At 67.5% G+C, this 15,231-nt stretch carries 18 protein-coding genes; 11 read left to right on the top strand and 7 right to left on the bottom strand.

Translation table 11 applies throughout. The annotated features are described in order from the left end of the window. Positions 1-121: 121 nt before the first annotated feature. Positions 122-910 carry an SDR family NAD(P)-dependent oxidoreductase gene (locus DWF00_RS07110; RefSeq protein ID WP_114831443.1) on the bottom strand — a complete coding sequence of 263 codons (789 nt, stop codon included), beginning with the start codon at positions 908-910 and terminating at the stop codon, positions 122-124. Positions 911-1,052: 142 nt separating this feature from the next. Here DWF00_RS07110 and DWF00_RS07105 point away from each other — a divergent pair, with 142 nt between their 5' ends. The 8 genes from DWF00_RS07105 (at position 1,053) to leuD (ending at position 6,042) form a co-directional block, all read left to right on the top strand. Then, on the top strand, positions 1,053-1,289 hold the full coding sequence (locus DWF00_RS07105; protein ID WP_114831442.1) for a DUF6894 family protein: 237 nt from the start codon (positions 1,053-1,055) through the stop codon (positions 1,287-1,289). 173 nt (positions 1,290-1,462) lie between these two features. Next, positions 1,463-1,846 carry a 50S ribosomal protein L19 gene (rplS, locus tag DWF00_RS07100; RefSeq protein ID WP_114831441.1) on the top strand — a complete coding sequence of 128 codons (384 nt, stop codon included), beginning with the start codon at positions 1,463-1,465 and terminating at the stop codon, positions 1,844-1,846. 366 nt (positions 1,847-2,212) lie between these two features. Then, the gene (locus tag DWF00_RS29360) at positions 2,213-2,377 is read left to right on the top strand and encodes a hypothetical protein (RefSeq protein ID WP_181832817.1); all 165 of its coding nucleotides are present in this window, start codon (positions 2,213-2,215) and stop codon (positions 2,375-2,377) included. A 105-nt stretch (positions 2,378-2,482) separates the two neighbouring features. Further along, positions 2,483-3,901, top strand: a complete 1,419-nt coding sequence (gene leuC, locus DWF00_RS07095; protein ID WP_114831440.1) for a 3-isopropylmalate dehydratase large subunit — start codon at positions 2,483-2,485, stop codon at positions 3,899-3,901. A 124-nt stretch (positions 3,902-4,025) separates the two neighbouring features. Then, on the top strand, positions 4,026-4,271 hold the full coding sequence (locus DWF00_RS07090; RefSeq protein ID WP_114831439.1) for a hypothetical protein: 246 nt from the start codon (positions 4,026-4,028) through the stop codon (positions 4,269-4,271). Next, on the top strand, positions 4,271-4,744 hold the full coding sequence (locus DWF00_RS07085; protein WP_114831438.1) for a metallopeptidase family protein: 474 nt from the start codon (positions 4,271-4,273) through the stop codon (positions 4,742-4,744). The genes DWF00_RS07090 and DWF00_RS07085 overlap by 1 nt, the downstream gene beginning before the upstream one ends. 3 nt (positions 4,745-4,747) lie before the next feature. After that, a complete protein-coding gene (locus DWF00_RS07080; protein ID WP_114831437.1) occupies positions 4,748-5,380 on the top strand; it encodes a LysE family translocator in 633 nt (210 codons plus the stop codon). Positions 5,381-5,439: 59 nt separating this feature from the next. Beyond that, positions 5,440-6,042, top strand: coding sequence for a 3-isopropylmalate dehydratase small subunit (gene leuD / locus DWF00_RS07075; protein ID WP_114831436.1), 603 nt, complete (start codon positions 5,440-5,442; stop codon positions 6,040-6,042). A 69-nt stretch (positions 6,043-6,111) separates the two neighbouring features. Here the strand turns inward: leuD and DWF00_RS07070 are convergent, their stop codons facing one another. Continuing rightward, complete coding sequence (locus tag DWF00_RS07070; protein ID WP_114831435.1) at positions 6,112-6,915, bottom strand: DUF4394 domain-containing protein; 804 nt, start codon at positions 6,913-6,915, stop codon at positions 6,112-6,114. Between the two features lie 198 nt (positions 6,916-7,113). Between DWF00_RS07070 and DWF00_RS07065 the strand changes: the two genes are divergently transcribed. Together DWF00_RS07065 and DWF00_RS07060 are read left to right on the top strand one after the other, a co-directional pair. Next, positions 7,114-7,677 carry a sigma-70 family RNA polymerase sigma factor gene (locus DWF00_RS07065; protein WP_114831434.1) on the top strand — a complete coding sequence of 188 codons (564 nt, stop codon included), beginning with the start codon at positions 7,114-7,116 and terminating at the stop codon, positions 7,675-7,677. After that, complete coding sequence (locus DWF00_RS07060) at positions 7,674-8,438, top strand: anti-sigma factor (protein WP_245973780.1); 765 nt, start codon at positions 7,674-7,676, stop codon at positions 8,436-8,438. Before DWF00_RS07065 ends, DWF00_RS07060 begins: the two co-directional genes overlap by 4 nt. 172 nt (positions 8,439-8,610) lie before the next feature. Here the strand turns inward: DWF00_RS07060 and DWF00_RS07055 are convergent, their stop codons facing one another. The 4 genes from DWF00_RS07055 to dapB all read right to left on the bottom strand — a co-directional run bounded on the left by DWF00_RS07055 (position 8,611) and on the right by dapB (position 13,511). Beyond that, positions 8,611-9,318, bottom strand: coding sequence for a DNA helicase (locus DWF00_RS07055; RefSeq protein WP_114831432.1), 708 nt, complete (start codon positions 9,316-9,318; stop codon positions 8,611-8,613). Positions 9,319-9,502: 184 nt separating this feature from the next. Further along, positions 9,503-10,597, bottom strand: coding sequence for an ATP-dependent DNA helicase (locus tag DWF00_RS07050; protein WP_114831431.1), 1,095 nt, complete (start codon positions 10,595-10,597; stop codon positions 9,503-9,505). Positions 10,598-10,879: 282 nt separating this feature from the next. After that, positions 10,880-12,523 carry a methyl-accepting chemotaxis protein gene (locus DWF00_RS07045; RefSeq protein WP_181832808.1) on the bottom strand — a complete coding sequence of 548 codons (1,644 nt, stop codon included), beginning with the start codon at positions 12,521-12,523 and terminating at the stop codon, positions 10,880-10,882. Between the two features lie 184 nt (positions 12,524-12,707). Continuing rightward, entirely contained in the window at positions 12,708-13,511 is an 804-nt protein-coding gene (gene dapB / locus DWF00_RS07040) for a 4-hydroxy-tetrahydrodipicolinate reductase (RefSeq protein WP_114831429.1), read from the bottom strand. 108 nt (positions 13,512-13,619) lie between these two features. Here dapB and DWF00_RS07035 point away from each other — a divergent pair, with 108 nt between their 5' ends. Then, positions 13,620-14,474 (top strand): alpha/beta fold hydrolase, encoded by an 855-nt coding sequence (locus DWF00_RS07035; RefSeq protein ID WP_114831428.1) that lies wholly within the window; start codon positions 13,620-13,622, stop codon positions 14,472-14,474. 18 nt (positions 14,475-14,492) lie between these two features. Here the strand turns inward: DWF00_RS07035 and DWF00_RS07030 are convergent, their stop codons facing one another. Continuing rightward, positions 14,493-15,077, bottom strand: a complete 585-nt coding sequence (locus tag DWF00_RS07030) for a GNAT family N-acetyltransferase (RefSeq protein WP_114831427.1) — start codon at positions 15,075-15,077, stop codon at positions 14,493-14,495. Between the last annotated feature and the right edge of the window lie 154 nt (positions 15,078-15,231).

Here is a 15,231-nt window from a genome sequence, read left to right as displayed (position 1 = left end):
GGGTAGCTGGGGAGAGGTTCGCGCCGTTGAAGGCGGGGCGCAAGCGGAATGTTGCGGGGGTCGCCCCCCCAAACCGCCAACCTCTCCCGCCTGGCCTGCTCTCTTTGAAAATTGCGTCTGGCTACCGGTTCCGCCTCTCGCCGCGCAGCGTCGTCAATCCGATCCCGACCGCATCGAACCCGCCATCGACGGCAAGCACCTGGCCGGTGATGTAGCTCGCCTTCTCGCTGCACAGGAAGAAGATGGCCTCGGCCAGCTCCTCCTCCAGCCCGTAGCGGTTGAGCGGGATCGCGTCGTGGTAGTCGGCCCGGATCTCCGGGCTGTGCACCGCCTTGGCCATGGCGGTGTCGACCGGGCCGGGCGCGACCGCGTTGACCCTGATGCCGAGCGAGGCAAGCTCGGCCGCCTGCTGCTTGGTCAGATGCGCGAGGCCGGCCTTGCTGGTGCCGTAGGCGACCCGCAGCGTCGAGGCGCGCAAGCCTGAAATCGAGGTGATGTTGACGATGGCGCCACCGCCGCCATCGGCCATCAGCGGCGCGGCGGCCTGCGTGCACAGGAACGGCCCGGTCAGGTTGACCGCCAGCACGCGCTGCCATTCGTCATAAGTGGTTTCCAGCAACGGCTTGAACACCGCGGTGCCGGCATTGTTGACCAACGCATCGAGCCGCCCGAAACGCTCCGCCGCCGCAGCGAAGGCCGCAGCGACAGCGGCGGGGTCGGCAACGTCGCAGACCAGCGCCATCGTGACCTCAGGCGCATCGAGCTCGGCCATCGCCTGCGCCAGCGTCACCGCGTCGACGTCGAGCAGCGCGACCCGCCAGTTCTCGGCGAGGAAGCGCTTGGCGGTCGCGAGCCCGATGCCGCGAGCGGCGCCGGTGACGAGGGCAGTTTTTGGTATGTCCTGGTGCATGGCGCTGTCCGGTAGTAACGCTTCACAATACGGTCTGCATGCCAGCGTGTTATTCGAGCCGGCGCAAGCCTCTCAGAGATGACTCATCTCGCGAAACCGATGCTGGGCAGGAACATTACGTTCTGCCTTGGGTTGGGAAGCCATGCCGCTTTTTTTCATCGACACACACAACGGCGACCTGGTGGCCCGGGACCGGGATGGCTACAACCTCCCGGACGTGGCGACCGCGCGCCAGATGGCCGTGCGCACGCTTCGCGATATGGCGGGCGATGAGCTTCCCGACAGCGAAAGCCGCTTGTTCAGAGTGAGTGTCCGGGATGCCGCAGGCTCCCTGCTCTACTCGGCTGCGCTTGCTTTCGAAGACAGGTGGCAGAACTAGCCCTGCGCACGCCTGGACGGTCAGCCGTCCAGGTCGTCGCGGAACTGCTCTCCTGCCCGCTCGTCTCCTGCCCGCTCGACAAACGCCCCGCCCTCCTGTATGGGCACGGCCTCAACTGAAAACAGCGAGCCGAAAGCCCGCGCTTCCGCGCGAACACGGCCATGGAGAGACCCATGAACATCATCGAGCAGCTCGACAAAGAGCAGATTGCCAAGCTCAGCGAAGGCAAAGAGATCCCGCACTTCCAGCCGGGCGACACCGTGCAGGTCAACGTCAAGGTCAAGGAAGGCGAGCGCAGCCGCGTCCAGGCCTATGAGGGCGTCTGCATCGCGCGCAATGGCGGCGGCCTGAACGAGGCCTTCACCGTCCGCAAGATCTCCTATGGCGAGGGCGTCGAGCGCGTCTTCCCGCTCTACTCGCCGAACATCGATTCCATCAAGGTCGTGCGCAAGGGCAAGGTCCGCCGCGCCAAGCTGTATTACCTGCGCGATCGCCGCGGCAAGTCGGCCCGCATCGCCGAGCGCGTCGAGGCCCGTCCGGCCAAGGGCGCCAAGTAAGATTTCAGCCAGCGCTGAACGAATTTCCAACGCGGTCCCTCGGGGCCGCGTTTTTCTTTGGCGATCGCCCGCTATCACCCTCGCCGTCATGGTCGGGCTTGTCCCGACCATCCACGTCTTCGCCTGCCGCGGGCGGCGTTCGAGACGTGGATGCTCGCCACAAGGGCGAGCATGACGGAATGTGCCAGAGCCCTACGATGGATCCCGGAGCTCCGCTGCGCTCCGTCCGGGATGACGGAGGCGCTCCGGCCCTCCCCCTGTGCAGCAGACGCTTGGCGGCCCATATAGTTACGCGGCGCATGAAGCCCTGCGCCTTCGTTGCCGAGCCAGTTTGGAACTGATAGAAGCCTTTGCATGAATCCATGCGTGCAGATTGAGGATGGCAGCCGCCGCGCCGTGAGGCGCGAGGCGAACCTGCGCCGCATCCCGACCACGCAGGGCTTTGCGGCGCTGCATGACCATGCCCGCCTGCCCTGGCGCTTCTTCGGCCGCTTCACGACCTCTGCCGTAGCAGGCCTTACGCGCGCCTGAGACCGGCCCTTCGGCCGGCGACAGGCCGTTTGCGAAGCGCTCCGCCGGCTCGAGCCGGCACCAGAATTCCAAGATCGAAGAATTCCAAGACCGAGGCTCATCGACATGACGTCGTCCACCGCCCCCCGCACGCTCTACGACAAGATCTTCGCCGACCACATCGTCGACCAGCAGGCTGACGGCACCTGCCTGCTCTATATCGACCGCCACCTCGTCCACGAGGTCACCAGCCCGCAGGCTTTCGAGGGCTTGCGCCTGACCGGCCGCAAGGTCCGCGCTCCCGAGAAGACGCTGGCAGTCGTCGACCACAACATCCCGACGACCGACCGCAAGGCCGGCATCGCCGAGGAAGAGAGCCGCATCCAGGTCGAGGCGCTCGCCAGGAACGCCAAGGATTTCGGCGTCGAGTATTTCAACGAGCTCGATATCCGCCAGGGCATCGTCCACATCGTCGGCCCCGAGCAGGGCTTCACCCTGCCCGGCACCACGATCGTCTGCGGCGACAGCCACACCTCGACCCATGGCGCCTTCGGGGCGCTGGCCCACGGCATCGGCACCTCGGAGGTCGAGCACGTGCTCGCCACCCAGACGCTGATCCAGAAGAAGGCCAAGAACATGCTCGTCCAGGTCGACGGCACCCCGGCCAAGGGCGTCACCGCCAAGGACATCACGCTCGCCATCATCGGCGAGATCGGCACCGCCGGTGGCACCGGCTCGGTGATCGAATATGCCGGCGAGGGCATTCGGGGCCTCTCGATGGAAGGCCGCATGACGGTCTGCAACATGTCGATCGAGGGCGGAGCGCGGGCCGGCATGGTCGCCCCCGACGAGAAGTCCTACGCCTATCTCAAGGGCCGGCCGAAGGCGCCCAAGGGCGACGCCTGGGAGCAGGCCGTGCGCTACTGGGAGACGCTGCGCACCGACGAGGGCGCGCATTACGACCGCATCGTCAGGCTCGACGCCGCCAACCTGCCGCCGATCGTCTCCTGGGGCACCAGCCCCGAGGACGTGATCTCGGTCGCGGGCGCCGTGCCCAACCCGGACGACATCGCCGACGAGACCAAGCGCTCCTCGAAATGGCGCGCGCTCGACTACATGGGCCTGAAGCCCGGCACCAAGATGACCGAGATCCCGCTCGACGTGATCTGGATCGGCTCCTGCACCAATGGCCGCATCGAGGACCTCCGCGCCGTCGCCAGGATCGTCGAGGGCAAGACCATCGCGGGATCGCTCGACTACGCCATGATCGTGCCCGGCTCCGGCCTGGTGAAGCAGCAGGCGGAGGAGGAAGGGCTCGACAAGATCTTCCTGGCCGCCGGCTTCGAATGGCGCGAGCCGGGCTGCTCGATGTGCCTGGGCATGAACCCCGACCAGCTCAAGCCCGGCCAGCGCGCCGCCTCGACCTCGAACCGCAATTTCGAGGGCCGGCAGGGCTATAAGGGCCGGACCCACCTGGTCTCGCCGCAAATGGCGGCGGCGGCAGCGCTGGTCGGCCATTTCGTCGATGTGAGGCAGCTGGGCTGAGAAGCCCTTTGGCATCGGCCCGAAAAGTGGCATGCGGTTTTCGGAAAAGCCGATGCTCAATCAAAGGGCTACGGCATCGGATCGGATACGATATCCGGCCCGATGCCGTAGCGGGAGGCAAGGCATGACATCCGACCCCCGCGAAGCCGCCCGCGCCGCCGAGGCCAAGGCCACGCTCGACCGCGTCAAGCGCGACCAGGAGGGCGTGTTCGGCTCCTCCATGGCCCGCGCATCGGAGCATTTCTCCGCCACGGACGCGCCCGAGGGCGACAAGATCGAGCTCTGGGGCCGGCGCATCGGCCGCTCCCTCTCGCTCATTGGCGTCGTCGTGCTGGCCTGGTGGCTGGGGCATCAGCTCAAGATTTGGTGATGGGAACCGTGCCGTCGATCTCCGCCTCCGCCAGCGCCTCGGCCCATGCCGACGCCTCGTCCTCCGTCGGCTGGAGCGAGCTGAAAGCTCCCTCCACCGCGGAGTTCGAGCTGCTGGCTCAGACCGCCTTCGACAACCTGCCGGACGAGTTCCGCGCGCTCTGCTCCGACCTCGTCATCAACGTCACCGAGTTCCCCGAGGATGACGTGGTCAAGGAGCTCGAGGCGGAGAGCCCGTTCAACATCCTCGGCCTGTTCAGCGGCGTCGGCCTGCCCCAGCAGGGCTACGCCCCGCAGACCGGGCAGATGCCGAATACGATCCACCTCTACCGCCGCCCCATCCTCGACTACTGGGCGGAGAACGACGAGAGCCTGGGCGCCATCGTCACCCATGTCCTGGTCCACGAGATCGGCCACCATTTCGGCTTCTCGGACGAGGACATGGAGGCGATCGAAGCCTCAGCGGAGCGCTAGACGATGATCGACGATCTGATCCGCCATTGGCCCGATCTGGCCCTGGTCTACTCGGCCTTCTTCGTGGCCGTGGCCAGCCCCGGCCCGAGCAACCTCGCCGTCATGGCGACATCGATGGAACATGGCAGGCGCGCCGGGCTCATCCTTGCGCTCGGCGTCACGACGGGTTCCCTGACCTGGGGCATTCTGGCCGCCATCGGCGTCTCCGCTCTGATCGTGGCCCATCCCGGCGCGCTCTACGCCATCAAGATCGTCGGCGGCCTCTACCTGCTCTTCCTGGCCTGGCGTTCGGCGCGTTCGGCCATGCGGGTGGACATGCCACCGCCGAAGGCCGCTGTGCCCGGGCGCCAAGCCTATCTGCGCGGCTTCCTCATGCACCTCACCAATCCCAAGGCGATCCTGAGCTGGACCGCGATCATCGCGCTCGGCCTGCGCGCGGAGACGCCCGCGGTCGTCGTCTACGCCATCGTCATCGGCTGCATGCTGATCTCGCTGGTGCTCAACCAGGGCTACGCCGTTCTGTTCTCGACCGCCGCCATGGTCGCCGGCTACCGCAAGATTCGCCGCCGGGCGGAGGCCTGCCTTGCCGCCTTCTTCGGCTTCGCCAGCTTCAAGCTCCTGACGGCGCAGCTATGAGCCTCGCCGCCCGCCACGCCACGCTCTCCTGACCAGAAAGACCTGTTGGAGTCCTCGCCATGCAGCCCTTCACCACGCTGACCTCCACCCCCGCCCCGCTGAAGGTGATCAATGTCGACACCGACATGATCATCCCCAAGCAGTACCTCAAGACGATCAAGCGCACCGGGCTCGGCACCGCCCTGTTCTCCGAGATGCGCTACAAGGAGGACGGCACGGAGAACCCCGATTTCGTGCTGAACCAGCCGGCCTATCGCAAGTCGGAGATCCTGGTCGCCGGCGACAATTTCGGCTGCGGCTCGTCGCGTGAGCACGCGCCCTGGGCCCTGCTCGATTTCGGCATCCGCTGCGTGATCTCCACCAGCTTCGCCGACATCTTCTACAATAACTGCTTCAAGAACGGCATTCTGCCGATCGTCGTCTCGCCGGAAGACCTGGAAAAGCTCTTCGACGACGCCGAACGCGGCTCGAACGCGACGCTGACCGTCGATCTCGAAAAGCAGGAGATCAAGGGCCCCGACGGCGGCACGGTGAAGTTCGACCTCGACCCGTTCCGCAAGCATTGCCTGCTCAACGGCCTCGACGATATCGGCCTGACCATGGAGAAGGCCCCGGCGATCGACGCCTACGAGAAGAAGCTCTCGCAGCGCGCCTGGGCCTGAGCCAACGAAAGAGCCGCCGCCTCTCGGAAGGCGGCGGCTCCCTCGGCCAGCCGGTCAGGTCAGGCGAACTCACATCGCCGGCAGCGCCGCGATGTCGCGCGCCGGTGCGGCGAGCCCGCTGACCTTCCCGACCAACGAGGCCTTGCCGGTGGCGAGGTCGACCTTGTGCAGGGTGCCATCGGCCAGCAGCCAGCCGGTATTCGAGCCGTCAGCGCCGGCCTCGATGTCGAAGGCCGCAGCCTTCGGCGTCACGCCGAGCTTGCCGATCGCGCCCAGCACGCCGTCATTCGGCGGCGCCTGCTTCAGCAGCCCGCCAATCTTGCCGTCGATGTCGTAGAGCGCCGTCTCCTTGGTGCCCTTGACCGAGTTCGAGTAGGCGCCGGCGACGACCATCGGCGCCTCGCCCTTGTGCATGTCGGTCTCGGCGAACTTGAGCTTGCCGTCGACGGTGGTCTTGCCGTCCTCGACATTGACGCGCAGGTTCGTGCCATCGGCGCCGATGACGCGCAGCCGATCGGCGGCCGGGTTGAAGTCGACCGTCGCCATCGTGCCGGGGCTAAGCACCGTGTCCATCTTCGACTTCATCGTGGCTTTGCCGCTGGCGTGATCGACCGTGTAGATCGTGCCGTCGCCGGCGAGCGCGTAGAGCATGCCGTCGGCGGGACGGACGTCGATGCCGGCGATCTTGCCGCTGATGCCGGTGACCTTGATCGACTTGCCCGCCTTCTGCGTGGCGGTGTCGATCATGGTGAGCGTGTCGTCGCCGGTCAAAGCGACCAGCGTCCCGGCCGGGGCTGCGAGCGTGGCGGCGAAGGATGCGCCGAGGATCGTCGAGGCGATGAGCGCAAGGCGCGTGATGCGAGCGGTCTGCATGAGGGTATCCTCCAGTTGGATCGCAATTCTCTTGGGCCGGTCGCCGCCTGTGACTGGCGTGCTGCCCGTTGCGGATAAGGCCGGAGCGCTGGTGCGGATGCGTTTGAAGAAATAAAAGATCGGACTGCATCCACGGCGCGTTCCGGCGCGTAGACTCGCACCAGCGCACTCGCAGGAGGCGCCGAGCAGGGGGACGGGATGGCGACGAGCGCCACGCTGCCAAAGCAGGCGACCGAGATCGAAGCCGCGCTGCGCGCCTGCGCCTCGGGCGATAAACTTGCGTTGAAGCGCATCTACGAGGCCGAGTCGGCGCGTATGCTCGGTGTGGCGCAGCGCCTGCTCAAGCGGCGGGCGCTGGCCGAGGAGGCGGTGCAGGACGCCTTCGTGCTGATCTGGCGCCATGCCGCCCGCTTCGACCCCGAGCGCGGCAGCGGCCTGACCTGGATCTACGCCATCCTGCGCAACCGGGCGCTCTCGATCCTGCGCGACGAGAAGCGGACGGAGACGAGCGATACCCCTGTCGCCGAACAGACGGCGAGCGAAGAGGACGATCCCGAGACGGTGATGTCGAAGCTGTCGGACGCCAAGGCCCTGCGCGCCTGCCTGGAGCAACTGCCGGAGCAGCGGCGCGGCATCGTGCTGCTCGCCTTCGTCCAGGGCCTGACCCATGGCGAGATCGCGGGCCGGCTCAAGCTGCCGATCGGCACGGTGAAATCCTGGATCAGGCGCTCGCTGCTCGCACTGAAGGAGTGCCTGGGATGAGCCCCTCCCCCGACATGCCGCTCACTCCGAGCGAACGCGACGCGCTGGCCGGCGAATACGTGCTCGGCCTGCTCGAAGGCGCCGACCTCGCCGCTTTCGAACGCCGCCTTGAAGCGGATGCCGAACTCGCCGCCTCCGTCGAGCGCTGGCGCCAGCACTTCGCCGCGATCGATGCGACCGCGCCGGCAATCCCGCCCTCGCCCGAGCTCTGGCGGCGGATCGAGACAGAACTCGCCGCGATCACGCCGCTGGCCGCGCGGCCCGCGGCCACGACGGCCCCTGTCCCGCCGATCCCCTCGTCCGGCTCGCGCTTCTCCGACTGGTGGAACAGCCTGTTCGTTTGGCGCGGCGCAGCGCTCGCCGGCGCGCTGGCGACGCTGCTGCTCGCGGCCAGCCTCGTCGGCGCGCTCGACCGCGCCCGGCGCCAGCCGGTCATGGTCGCGGTGCTGCTGACCGAGACCAATGTCGCGGCCGCCGTGGTCAACACCTTCCGCGACGGGCGCGTCGAGATGCTGCCGCTGCAAGCCATCGCGGTGCCCGAGGGCAAGGCGCTGGAGATCTGGACGCTGTGGGACCGCGCGGTCGGCCCGCGCTCGGTCGGCCTGATCGAGCGCCCCCGCGCCACCGCGCTCAGGCTCGACCAGCTGCCGCTCGGCGCAAACCAGCTCTTCGAGATCACGCTGGAGCCGGCCACCGGCTCGCCCACCGGCCGCCCGACCGGCCCGGTCATCGCCAAGGGAACGACCTCGCAGGCGCTTTGACGACCGGCCGGCTGGAACAGTGCGGGAACCTCTCCGCGTCATCCCGGACAAGCCGCGAAGCGGCGCCGCTCCGGGATCCATCGTAGGGAACTGCGCTCTACGATGGATCCCGGCGCTACGCTGCGCTCCGGCCGGGATGACGGCGCTTGATTCTGACCATTCAGAGCAAGCTCTACTGCAGCGCCTGGAAGCTGTACTCGGCCCCGTTCATGAAGCACGCCTTGCTGAACAGGGACAGATCGAGCGCGTTCGGCAGGCGGATGTCGCTCAGGTCGGGAAGCTCCTTCCCCAACGCTTCGAACCGCCGATCGATCTGCGACAGGAAGACCAGCACGACGCCCTGGCGCTGCGCGAATGCCTTCAAGACCTGAACCTGGCTGTTCAGGTCGGGATTCTCGCGCCTTTGATCGAGCAGTTGCAGATAGTCGATCACCGCAAGCGTACCGCCCGGCGCCGCTGCCAGCGTAGTCGCGATGTAGTCGGCATTGATCGCATCCGAGCAATCGTAGTCGAACGAGGCGCCAAGCTGCCGCCTGTCGATGCCAATGGCGCGGAGACGGCCCAGCACGTCCTTCTCGGCATATTCGAGCGTGAAGAAGACGCTGCGCCGGCCGGACCTGACGGCCTCGACCGCGAGCTTGAGACCCATCAGGGTCTTGCCCAATCCCGGCCGCGCTCCCAGCAGAACCAGATCCCCCGTTTCCAGGCGCGAATACAGTTCGCCCGCAATCGACGGCGCCCTCGCCATGAGCAAGCCCCAGCTTCGGAACCCCTCCTCGGCCGCGATGCGGTCGAGGGCCGCGTGCAGCGGAATCCGCTCCTGCCGCGACAACAGCCGGGCCTTGCGCTTCAAATAATCGACGGGTTGAGACAGTTTCATGCAGAACCTCCTGGTGCGAGCGGCTGCTGCAATCCCTCCTCATGCATCGTGCTCGAACAGTCGGTTCGACGTTTCTCTCGCCCTGCGCAGTGCTTTCCCGGTTGGAGGGAGGAGGCGCGGGCCACGCCAGAATCAGATGATAGCCGGACTTGAACGTCTCTGGAATCCCGAAACGGTCTCGCGGCTACACCACCACCGTGATCGTCTCCGCCGCCCTTGTCAGCCCGGTATAGAGCCAGCGCGCCCGGTGCTCGCGGAAGGCGAAGGCCTCGTCGAACAGCACGATGTCGTCCCACTGCGAGCCCTGCGACTTGTGGACTGTCAGCGCGTAGCCGAAAGTGAACTCGTCGGTATGCTTGCGCAGCTCCCACGGCACCTCTTCCTCGGTGCCATCGAAGAAGTTCGGCAGCACCGAGACCTTGACCGGCTTGCCGCCTGCCTCGTCCTCCGGCGTCACCCGCATGGTGACGAGGCCCTTCTTCGAGGTCTTCAGCTCCTGCACGATCCAGGAGCCGCCGTTGAGCAGGCCCTTGCTCTTGTCGTTGCGCAGGCAGACCAGCTTCTCGCCCGCGACCGGAACCGTCTCGGTGCGGCCCATCAGCTGGCGGATGCGGGCATTGTAGAGCCGCCGTGTCTTGTTCATGCCGACCAGCACCTGGTCGGCGCCGAGCACGATCTCGGAGTTGATCGCATCGCGCCGGATCACCCGGCTCTCGCCGTACTCGCCGACATCGAGGCGCCCGCCCTCGCGCACGATCATCGACATCCGCACGATCGGGTTGTCCGCCGCCTGCCGGTGCACCTCGGTCAGCATCACGTCGGGCTCGGCCTCGGTGAAGAAGCCACCGCCCTTGACCGGCGGCAGCTGCGCCGGGTCGCCCAGCACCAGCACCGGCGTATTGAAGGAGAGCAGGTCCTTGCCGAGGTCCTCGTCGACCATCGAGCATTCGTCGATGATGATCAGGCTGGCCTTGGCGGCGTTGCTCTCGCGGTTGATGACGAAGGTCGGGCTCTCCTCCTCGACGCCGCGCGAGCGGTAGATCAGCGAATGGATCGTCTGCGCGCCGTCGCAGCCCTTGTTGCGCAGCACCAGCGCCGCCTTGCCGGTATAGGCGGCGAAGACGACGTCGCCATCGACGCCCTCGGCGATATGGCGCGCGAGCGTGGTCTTGCCGGTGCCGGCATAGCCGAACAACCGGAAGACCTGCGGATGGCCGCCCTGGAGCCAGCGCGCGACGGCGCTCAGCGCGGCATCCTGTTGCGGCGACCAGTTGCTCATGGGCACAAGCAATTCGGGCGGGATGTGGGGCAGGTTGGCATGCCCGCCAATGGGCGCGAGTCGGGCCTCCGACGCAAGCCTGAACAAGCGCGTCCTTCCCTTCTCCCCCTGCGGGAGAAGGTGGCAGCGCGAAGCGCTGACGGATGAGGGGTCGCGCGACGATTGCAACATCGCGCGTGGCATCTTCGACATCCGGATAGCGCAGCGCGACCCCTCATCCGCCCCTTCCGGGCACCTTCTCCCGCAGGGGGAGAAGGGAGGGCGCGCCTGCTCGAAGCGCTGTCACGCCGCGCGCAGCCTTCTCACGAACTCGACCGCCTCGCCCTGCAGGGCGGCGATGCGCTCGTCGAGGTCGCGGGCGCCCATCGCGCCCATATCGGCCTGGGCGACGCCCTGGACGTTGGCCTTGGCGATCTCGGCCATCGCGCCCGCCGCCGTGCCGGTGACATGCGAGATGCGCCCGACCGTATCGCCAAGCGAGCCGAGCAGCTCGGAATGCGAGGCCACCATGGTCGAGATTTCGGTGCTGGTCTGCTCGACCGCGCCGACGCTCGACACGATCGCCGAGACGGCCTGCGCCGCATGCGACAGCGCCTCGTTGACGTTGCTGATGCGCTTGACGATCTGCGCCGTCGCCTCCGCGGTCTGGCCCGCCAGCGCCTTGACCTCGCTGGCGACCACCGCGAAGCCGCGGCCATGCACGCCGGCGCGCGCCGCCTCGATCGTCGCGTTCAGCGCCAGCAGGTTGGTCTGGCGCGCGATCGCCTCGATGATCTCGACGACGTCGCGGATCTGGCTCGCGTTCTCGGTGAGCCGGCGCACGAGGCCAGACGTGCCGGCGGCCTCCTGCGAGGCGGCGGTCGCGGTCTCAGAGACGCGTCGGACCTCGGTGTTGATCTGCTGGATGACGTATTCGAGCCGCAGCGCGGCGTCGGTGATGCGCTGCGCCTCGTCGCCGGCGCCGGTGACGGCGGAGGCCGCCGTCGCCGTGCTCTGCGAGACCTGCTGGGCGCGCACCGCGGAATCCTGCAGCGCGGCGCGCAGGATCTCGCTGACTTCGGCAATGTCGCGCAGCAGCACGCCGAGCCTGCCCTCGAACTCGTCGGCGATGCGGCCGAGCTCCTGCGTGCGCTCGCCCTGGTGCAGTTGCGCGAGGTCGGCCTCGGCCTCGCGGGTGACGAGGGTGGCGCGGACCTCGCTCAAAGTGCGCACGGTGCGGGCGAGCTGGCCGATCTCGTCCTTGCGGCGAACATGCGGCACCTCGATCACGGCGCTCGACGAGGTCGCGGCGGCGATCGTGACCATCAGCTCGCGCAGCGGCCGGGTCAGATGCGTGCGCAGCAGGTAGATCGCCAGCATTGCGCCAGCCAAAGGCAGGCTGATCGCTGTGATGATCACCTTCCAGCGCACCGAGCGCTCGAGCTCGCTGGCATGGGCGGCGCTGAGCTGCGCGCGCCGGTCGAGCCCATCGGTCAGCTTGGTCGTGATCGTCAGGATCTGGCGCACGTTCTCGCGCGCGGCGTCGGCGGAGGCCTCGATCAGCGCCGCCTTGGGCGAGACGTTGCGGCCCATCGCGACGATGTCGCGCTGGAAGGCGATGAAGGTCCTGATGATCGGGTCGAGCGTCTGGTTCTCCGCCCGGAAATCCTCGGGCAGCGACGAGATGAAGCTGGCGCGGGCCGCATCGACCAGCTCGATCGAGCCGTCGAGCGCATCGAGCGCCGCCTCGATGGCACGCGGAGTGGCCGCGTCGTCGAAGCGGCTGAGCAGCGAGGTCTGGGCGACGCGGTTCGAGAGCAGCGTCGCCCGGTTCGACAAGGCGAGCCCGGCAAAGGCCTCCTTGTCGATCTCATGGACCAAATCGAGCCCCTTCACGGCGCTGTAGAGACCGATGCCCGCGGCGATGCCCAACAGCGCGAACAACATCGTGATCTTCGCTGTCAGCCCCAGTTTCCGCATCGCACTCACCGCCAAATCCAAACGCGCCGCTGCTTTCGCAGATGCGAGCGAACGTGGGGTTAACGTTGCGTCAGAAAACGATCGAAATCAGCAAGTTAGCCGGTTACGAATCCTGCGGAAAACCCTCGTTTCCAGGCAATTTCGGGCGGTCTCAGACCATCAGGCTGTCGAGGCCGCGGCGCAGGCCGACACTTTCCGAAACCCGCCGCGCCGCGAGCAGAGTGCCCCCGACATAGGGAGCGGCGGAGGTGCCGGCGTCGTGGCGAATCACCAGCCGCTCGTCGGGCAGGCCGAACACCGCCTCGCAGGACAGCACGAAGCCGGGCATGCGCACGGAATGCACCTGGACAGCGTGCGGGGCGCCGATTGCCGCGCCGCGCGTCTCGCGCGCGCCGCCGAGTTCGGAGACCGGCTTCGAGGTTCCGGCCATACGCTCAGCCCCAAGCGTCTCGGCCAGCTCGCGCCCGGTGCCTGACGGCGTATCGGGCTTCGAGGCCGAGGCGTAGTCGATGATCTCGACATCGGGAACGTACTTCACCGCCTCGCGGGCGAAGCGGCGCAGCAGGGTCGCGGTGATCGAGAAATTGCCGGCCGCCAAAACGCCGATGCCGGCCTCGCGCGCCGCCGCATCGATCTCGGCATAGTCCTCGCCCGTCATGCCGGAGGCACCGACCACGACATGGCGCCCACCGGCGACCGCGGTCAGCACGTTGGCCTTCACGCTATCGGGCTTGGTGTAGTCGATCAGCACGTCGGAGGGGACGAACAGCGCCTCCGCGACCGTCGCGAAGATCGGCAGCCCGTTCGTGGGCTGGCCCGCCGCCTCGCCGAGATCGCGCCCCGCCGCCTTGCGCGAGATGCCGGCGACCAGTTCGAGATCGGGCGCGGCCGTAATGGCGGCGACGAGCGCCTTGCCGACCCAGCCGGTGCAGCCGGCAAGCGTGATGCGGATCATGAGAACCTCCCGAGACTATCGTTGTGCCGCCGATGGCACGGCGCGCCATTGTCCATCTGGCCCCGGCCGCTACACTGCTTCCGGTCCCGAGAACAAGCGCGTGTCCGTATGTACGTCCATGTCAATGGCACCAGACTCTATTTCGATGTCGAGGGCGCCGGGCTCGTGCCCGACGGCCCGGCCATGCGCGCCAAGCCGACGCTGATCCTGCTCCATGGCGGCCCTGGCGCCGACCATTCCATCTTCAAGCCGGCCTTTTCGGCCCTCAGCGACGTCGTGCAGATCGTCTACCTCGATCACCGCGGCTGCGGGCGGAGTTCGGACGGCGAACGGGACAGCTGGAATCTCGCGCAGTGGGGCGACGACGTGAAGGGGCTGTGCGACGCGCTCGGCATCGAGAAGCCGATCATCTATGGCGCATCCTTCGGCGGCTTCGTGGCGCAGGCCTATGCCACCCGCCACCCCGGCCATGCCGCGAAGCTGATCCTGACCAGCACCGCGGCAAAGATCGACTTCCCGGCGATCTACGCGGCCTTCGAGCGCATAGGCGGCCCGCAGGCGCGAGCGATCGCGCAAGCCTATTGGTCGAGCCCGTCCTCCGAGAGCCGCGCCGCCTATTTCAAATATTGCCTGCCACTCTACCGGGCGCGGCCCGCCGACACGCCTGATGCGCCGTCGCGCATGATCGCCCGCAGCGATGTCGCGCTCTGGTTCAACGGGCCCGCCAATGAGCAGGGACGCATGGATTTTCGCGCCGGCCTCGCCCGGGTGACCCGTCCGGTTCTGGTTCTGGCGGGCGACCGCGACCCGATCATGCCGATGGCATTCAGCGAGACCCTGGTCGAGTGCCTGCCCGATGGACTCGTCCGCTTCGAACGCTTCCCCGATTGCGGCCATGGTGTGGTCCCGGACGAACCCGAGCGCGCCTTTCGCCTGATCCGCGAGTTCATCCTCGCGGAATAGCGGCCGGCAATAGACTGGTCAGAGCATCAGCCGCATCAGCGGCCGGCCCTCCTTGTGCCGGGCAACCTCGGTGAACCCCGCGCGCAGGAAGATGCGTTCGGGGCCGACGTAAAGGCCCGCGCTGCTGCGCTTGAGCTCGTGGTCCATCGCCGCCGCTTCCAGCAGGCGCGCGCTGCTGGTGCGGGCGAAATCGACCGCGCCGTCGAGCAGGGCCGCCGTCACGCCCTTCCCCTGCCATTGCCGGCGCACGAAGAAGCATGACGCAGCCCAGTTGCGCGCGTCCTCGGCCGGCGCATCCGGCAGCGGTGTCGAGGCGCGGCGCGGGTTGTTCCATTCGGGGATGTCGCGGCGCGGGCCGACCTGGAGCCAGCCGATGCAGGTTTCGCCGTCATAGGCGAGCACGCCGGGCGGTGGCCCCTCGCGCACGCGCTCCGCGAACAGCAGCCGCGCGCCCTCGCCGAGCAAAGACATGCGCTGCTTCTGCGGCATGCGGAAATGGTTGCACCAGCAGCCATAGCAGGCGCCCTTCGGCCCGAAGAGCTCCTCCAGATCGGGCCAGCGCTCAGGCGTCAGCGGGAAGACCTTGAAACCGGCTTTGTCCATTCCAGCTCCGTCGTCGGCCCGCGCAGGCTAGGTGGTGTGGACTCTTAGGATTCCCATTTTCCGGGGGTTGTGATTCAAGACTGCTTTTGGGAGGCAGTCTTGGGTGTGATGGATCGCCTTGTTCTGAACGACGCGGCCTGGGAGCGGATGGCGC

The organism is Allobosea caraganae, assembly GCF_003351345.1.
Taxonomy (GTDB): Bacteria; Pseudomonadota; Alphaproteobacteria; order Rhizobiales; family Beijerinckiaceae; genus Allobosea; species Allobosea caraganae.
This window is presented reverse-complemented; position numbering and strand designations above follow the sequence as displayed.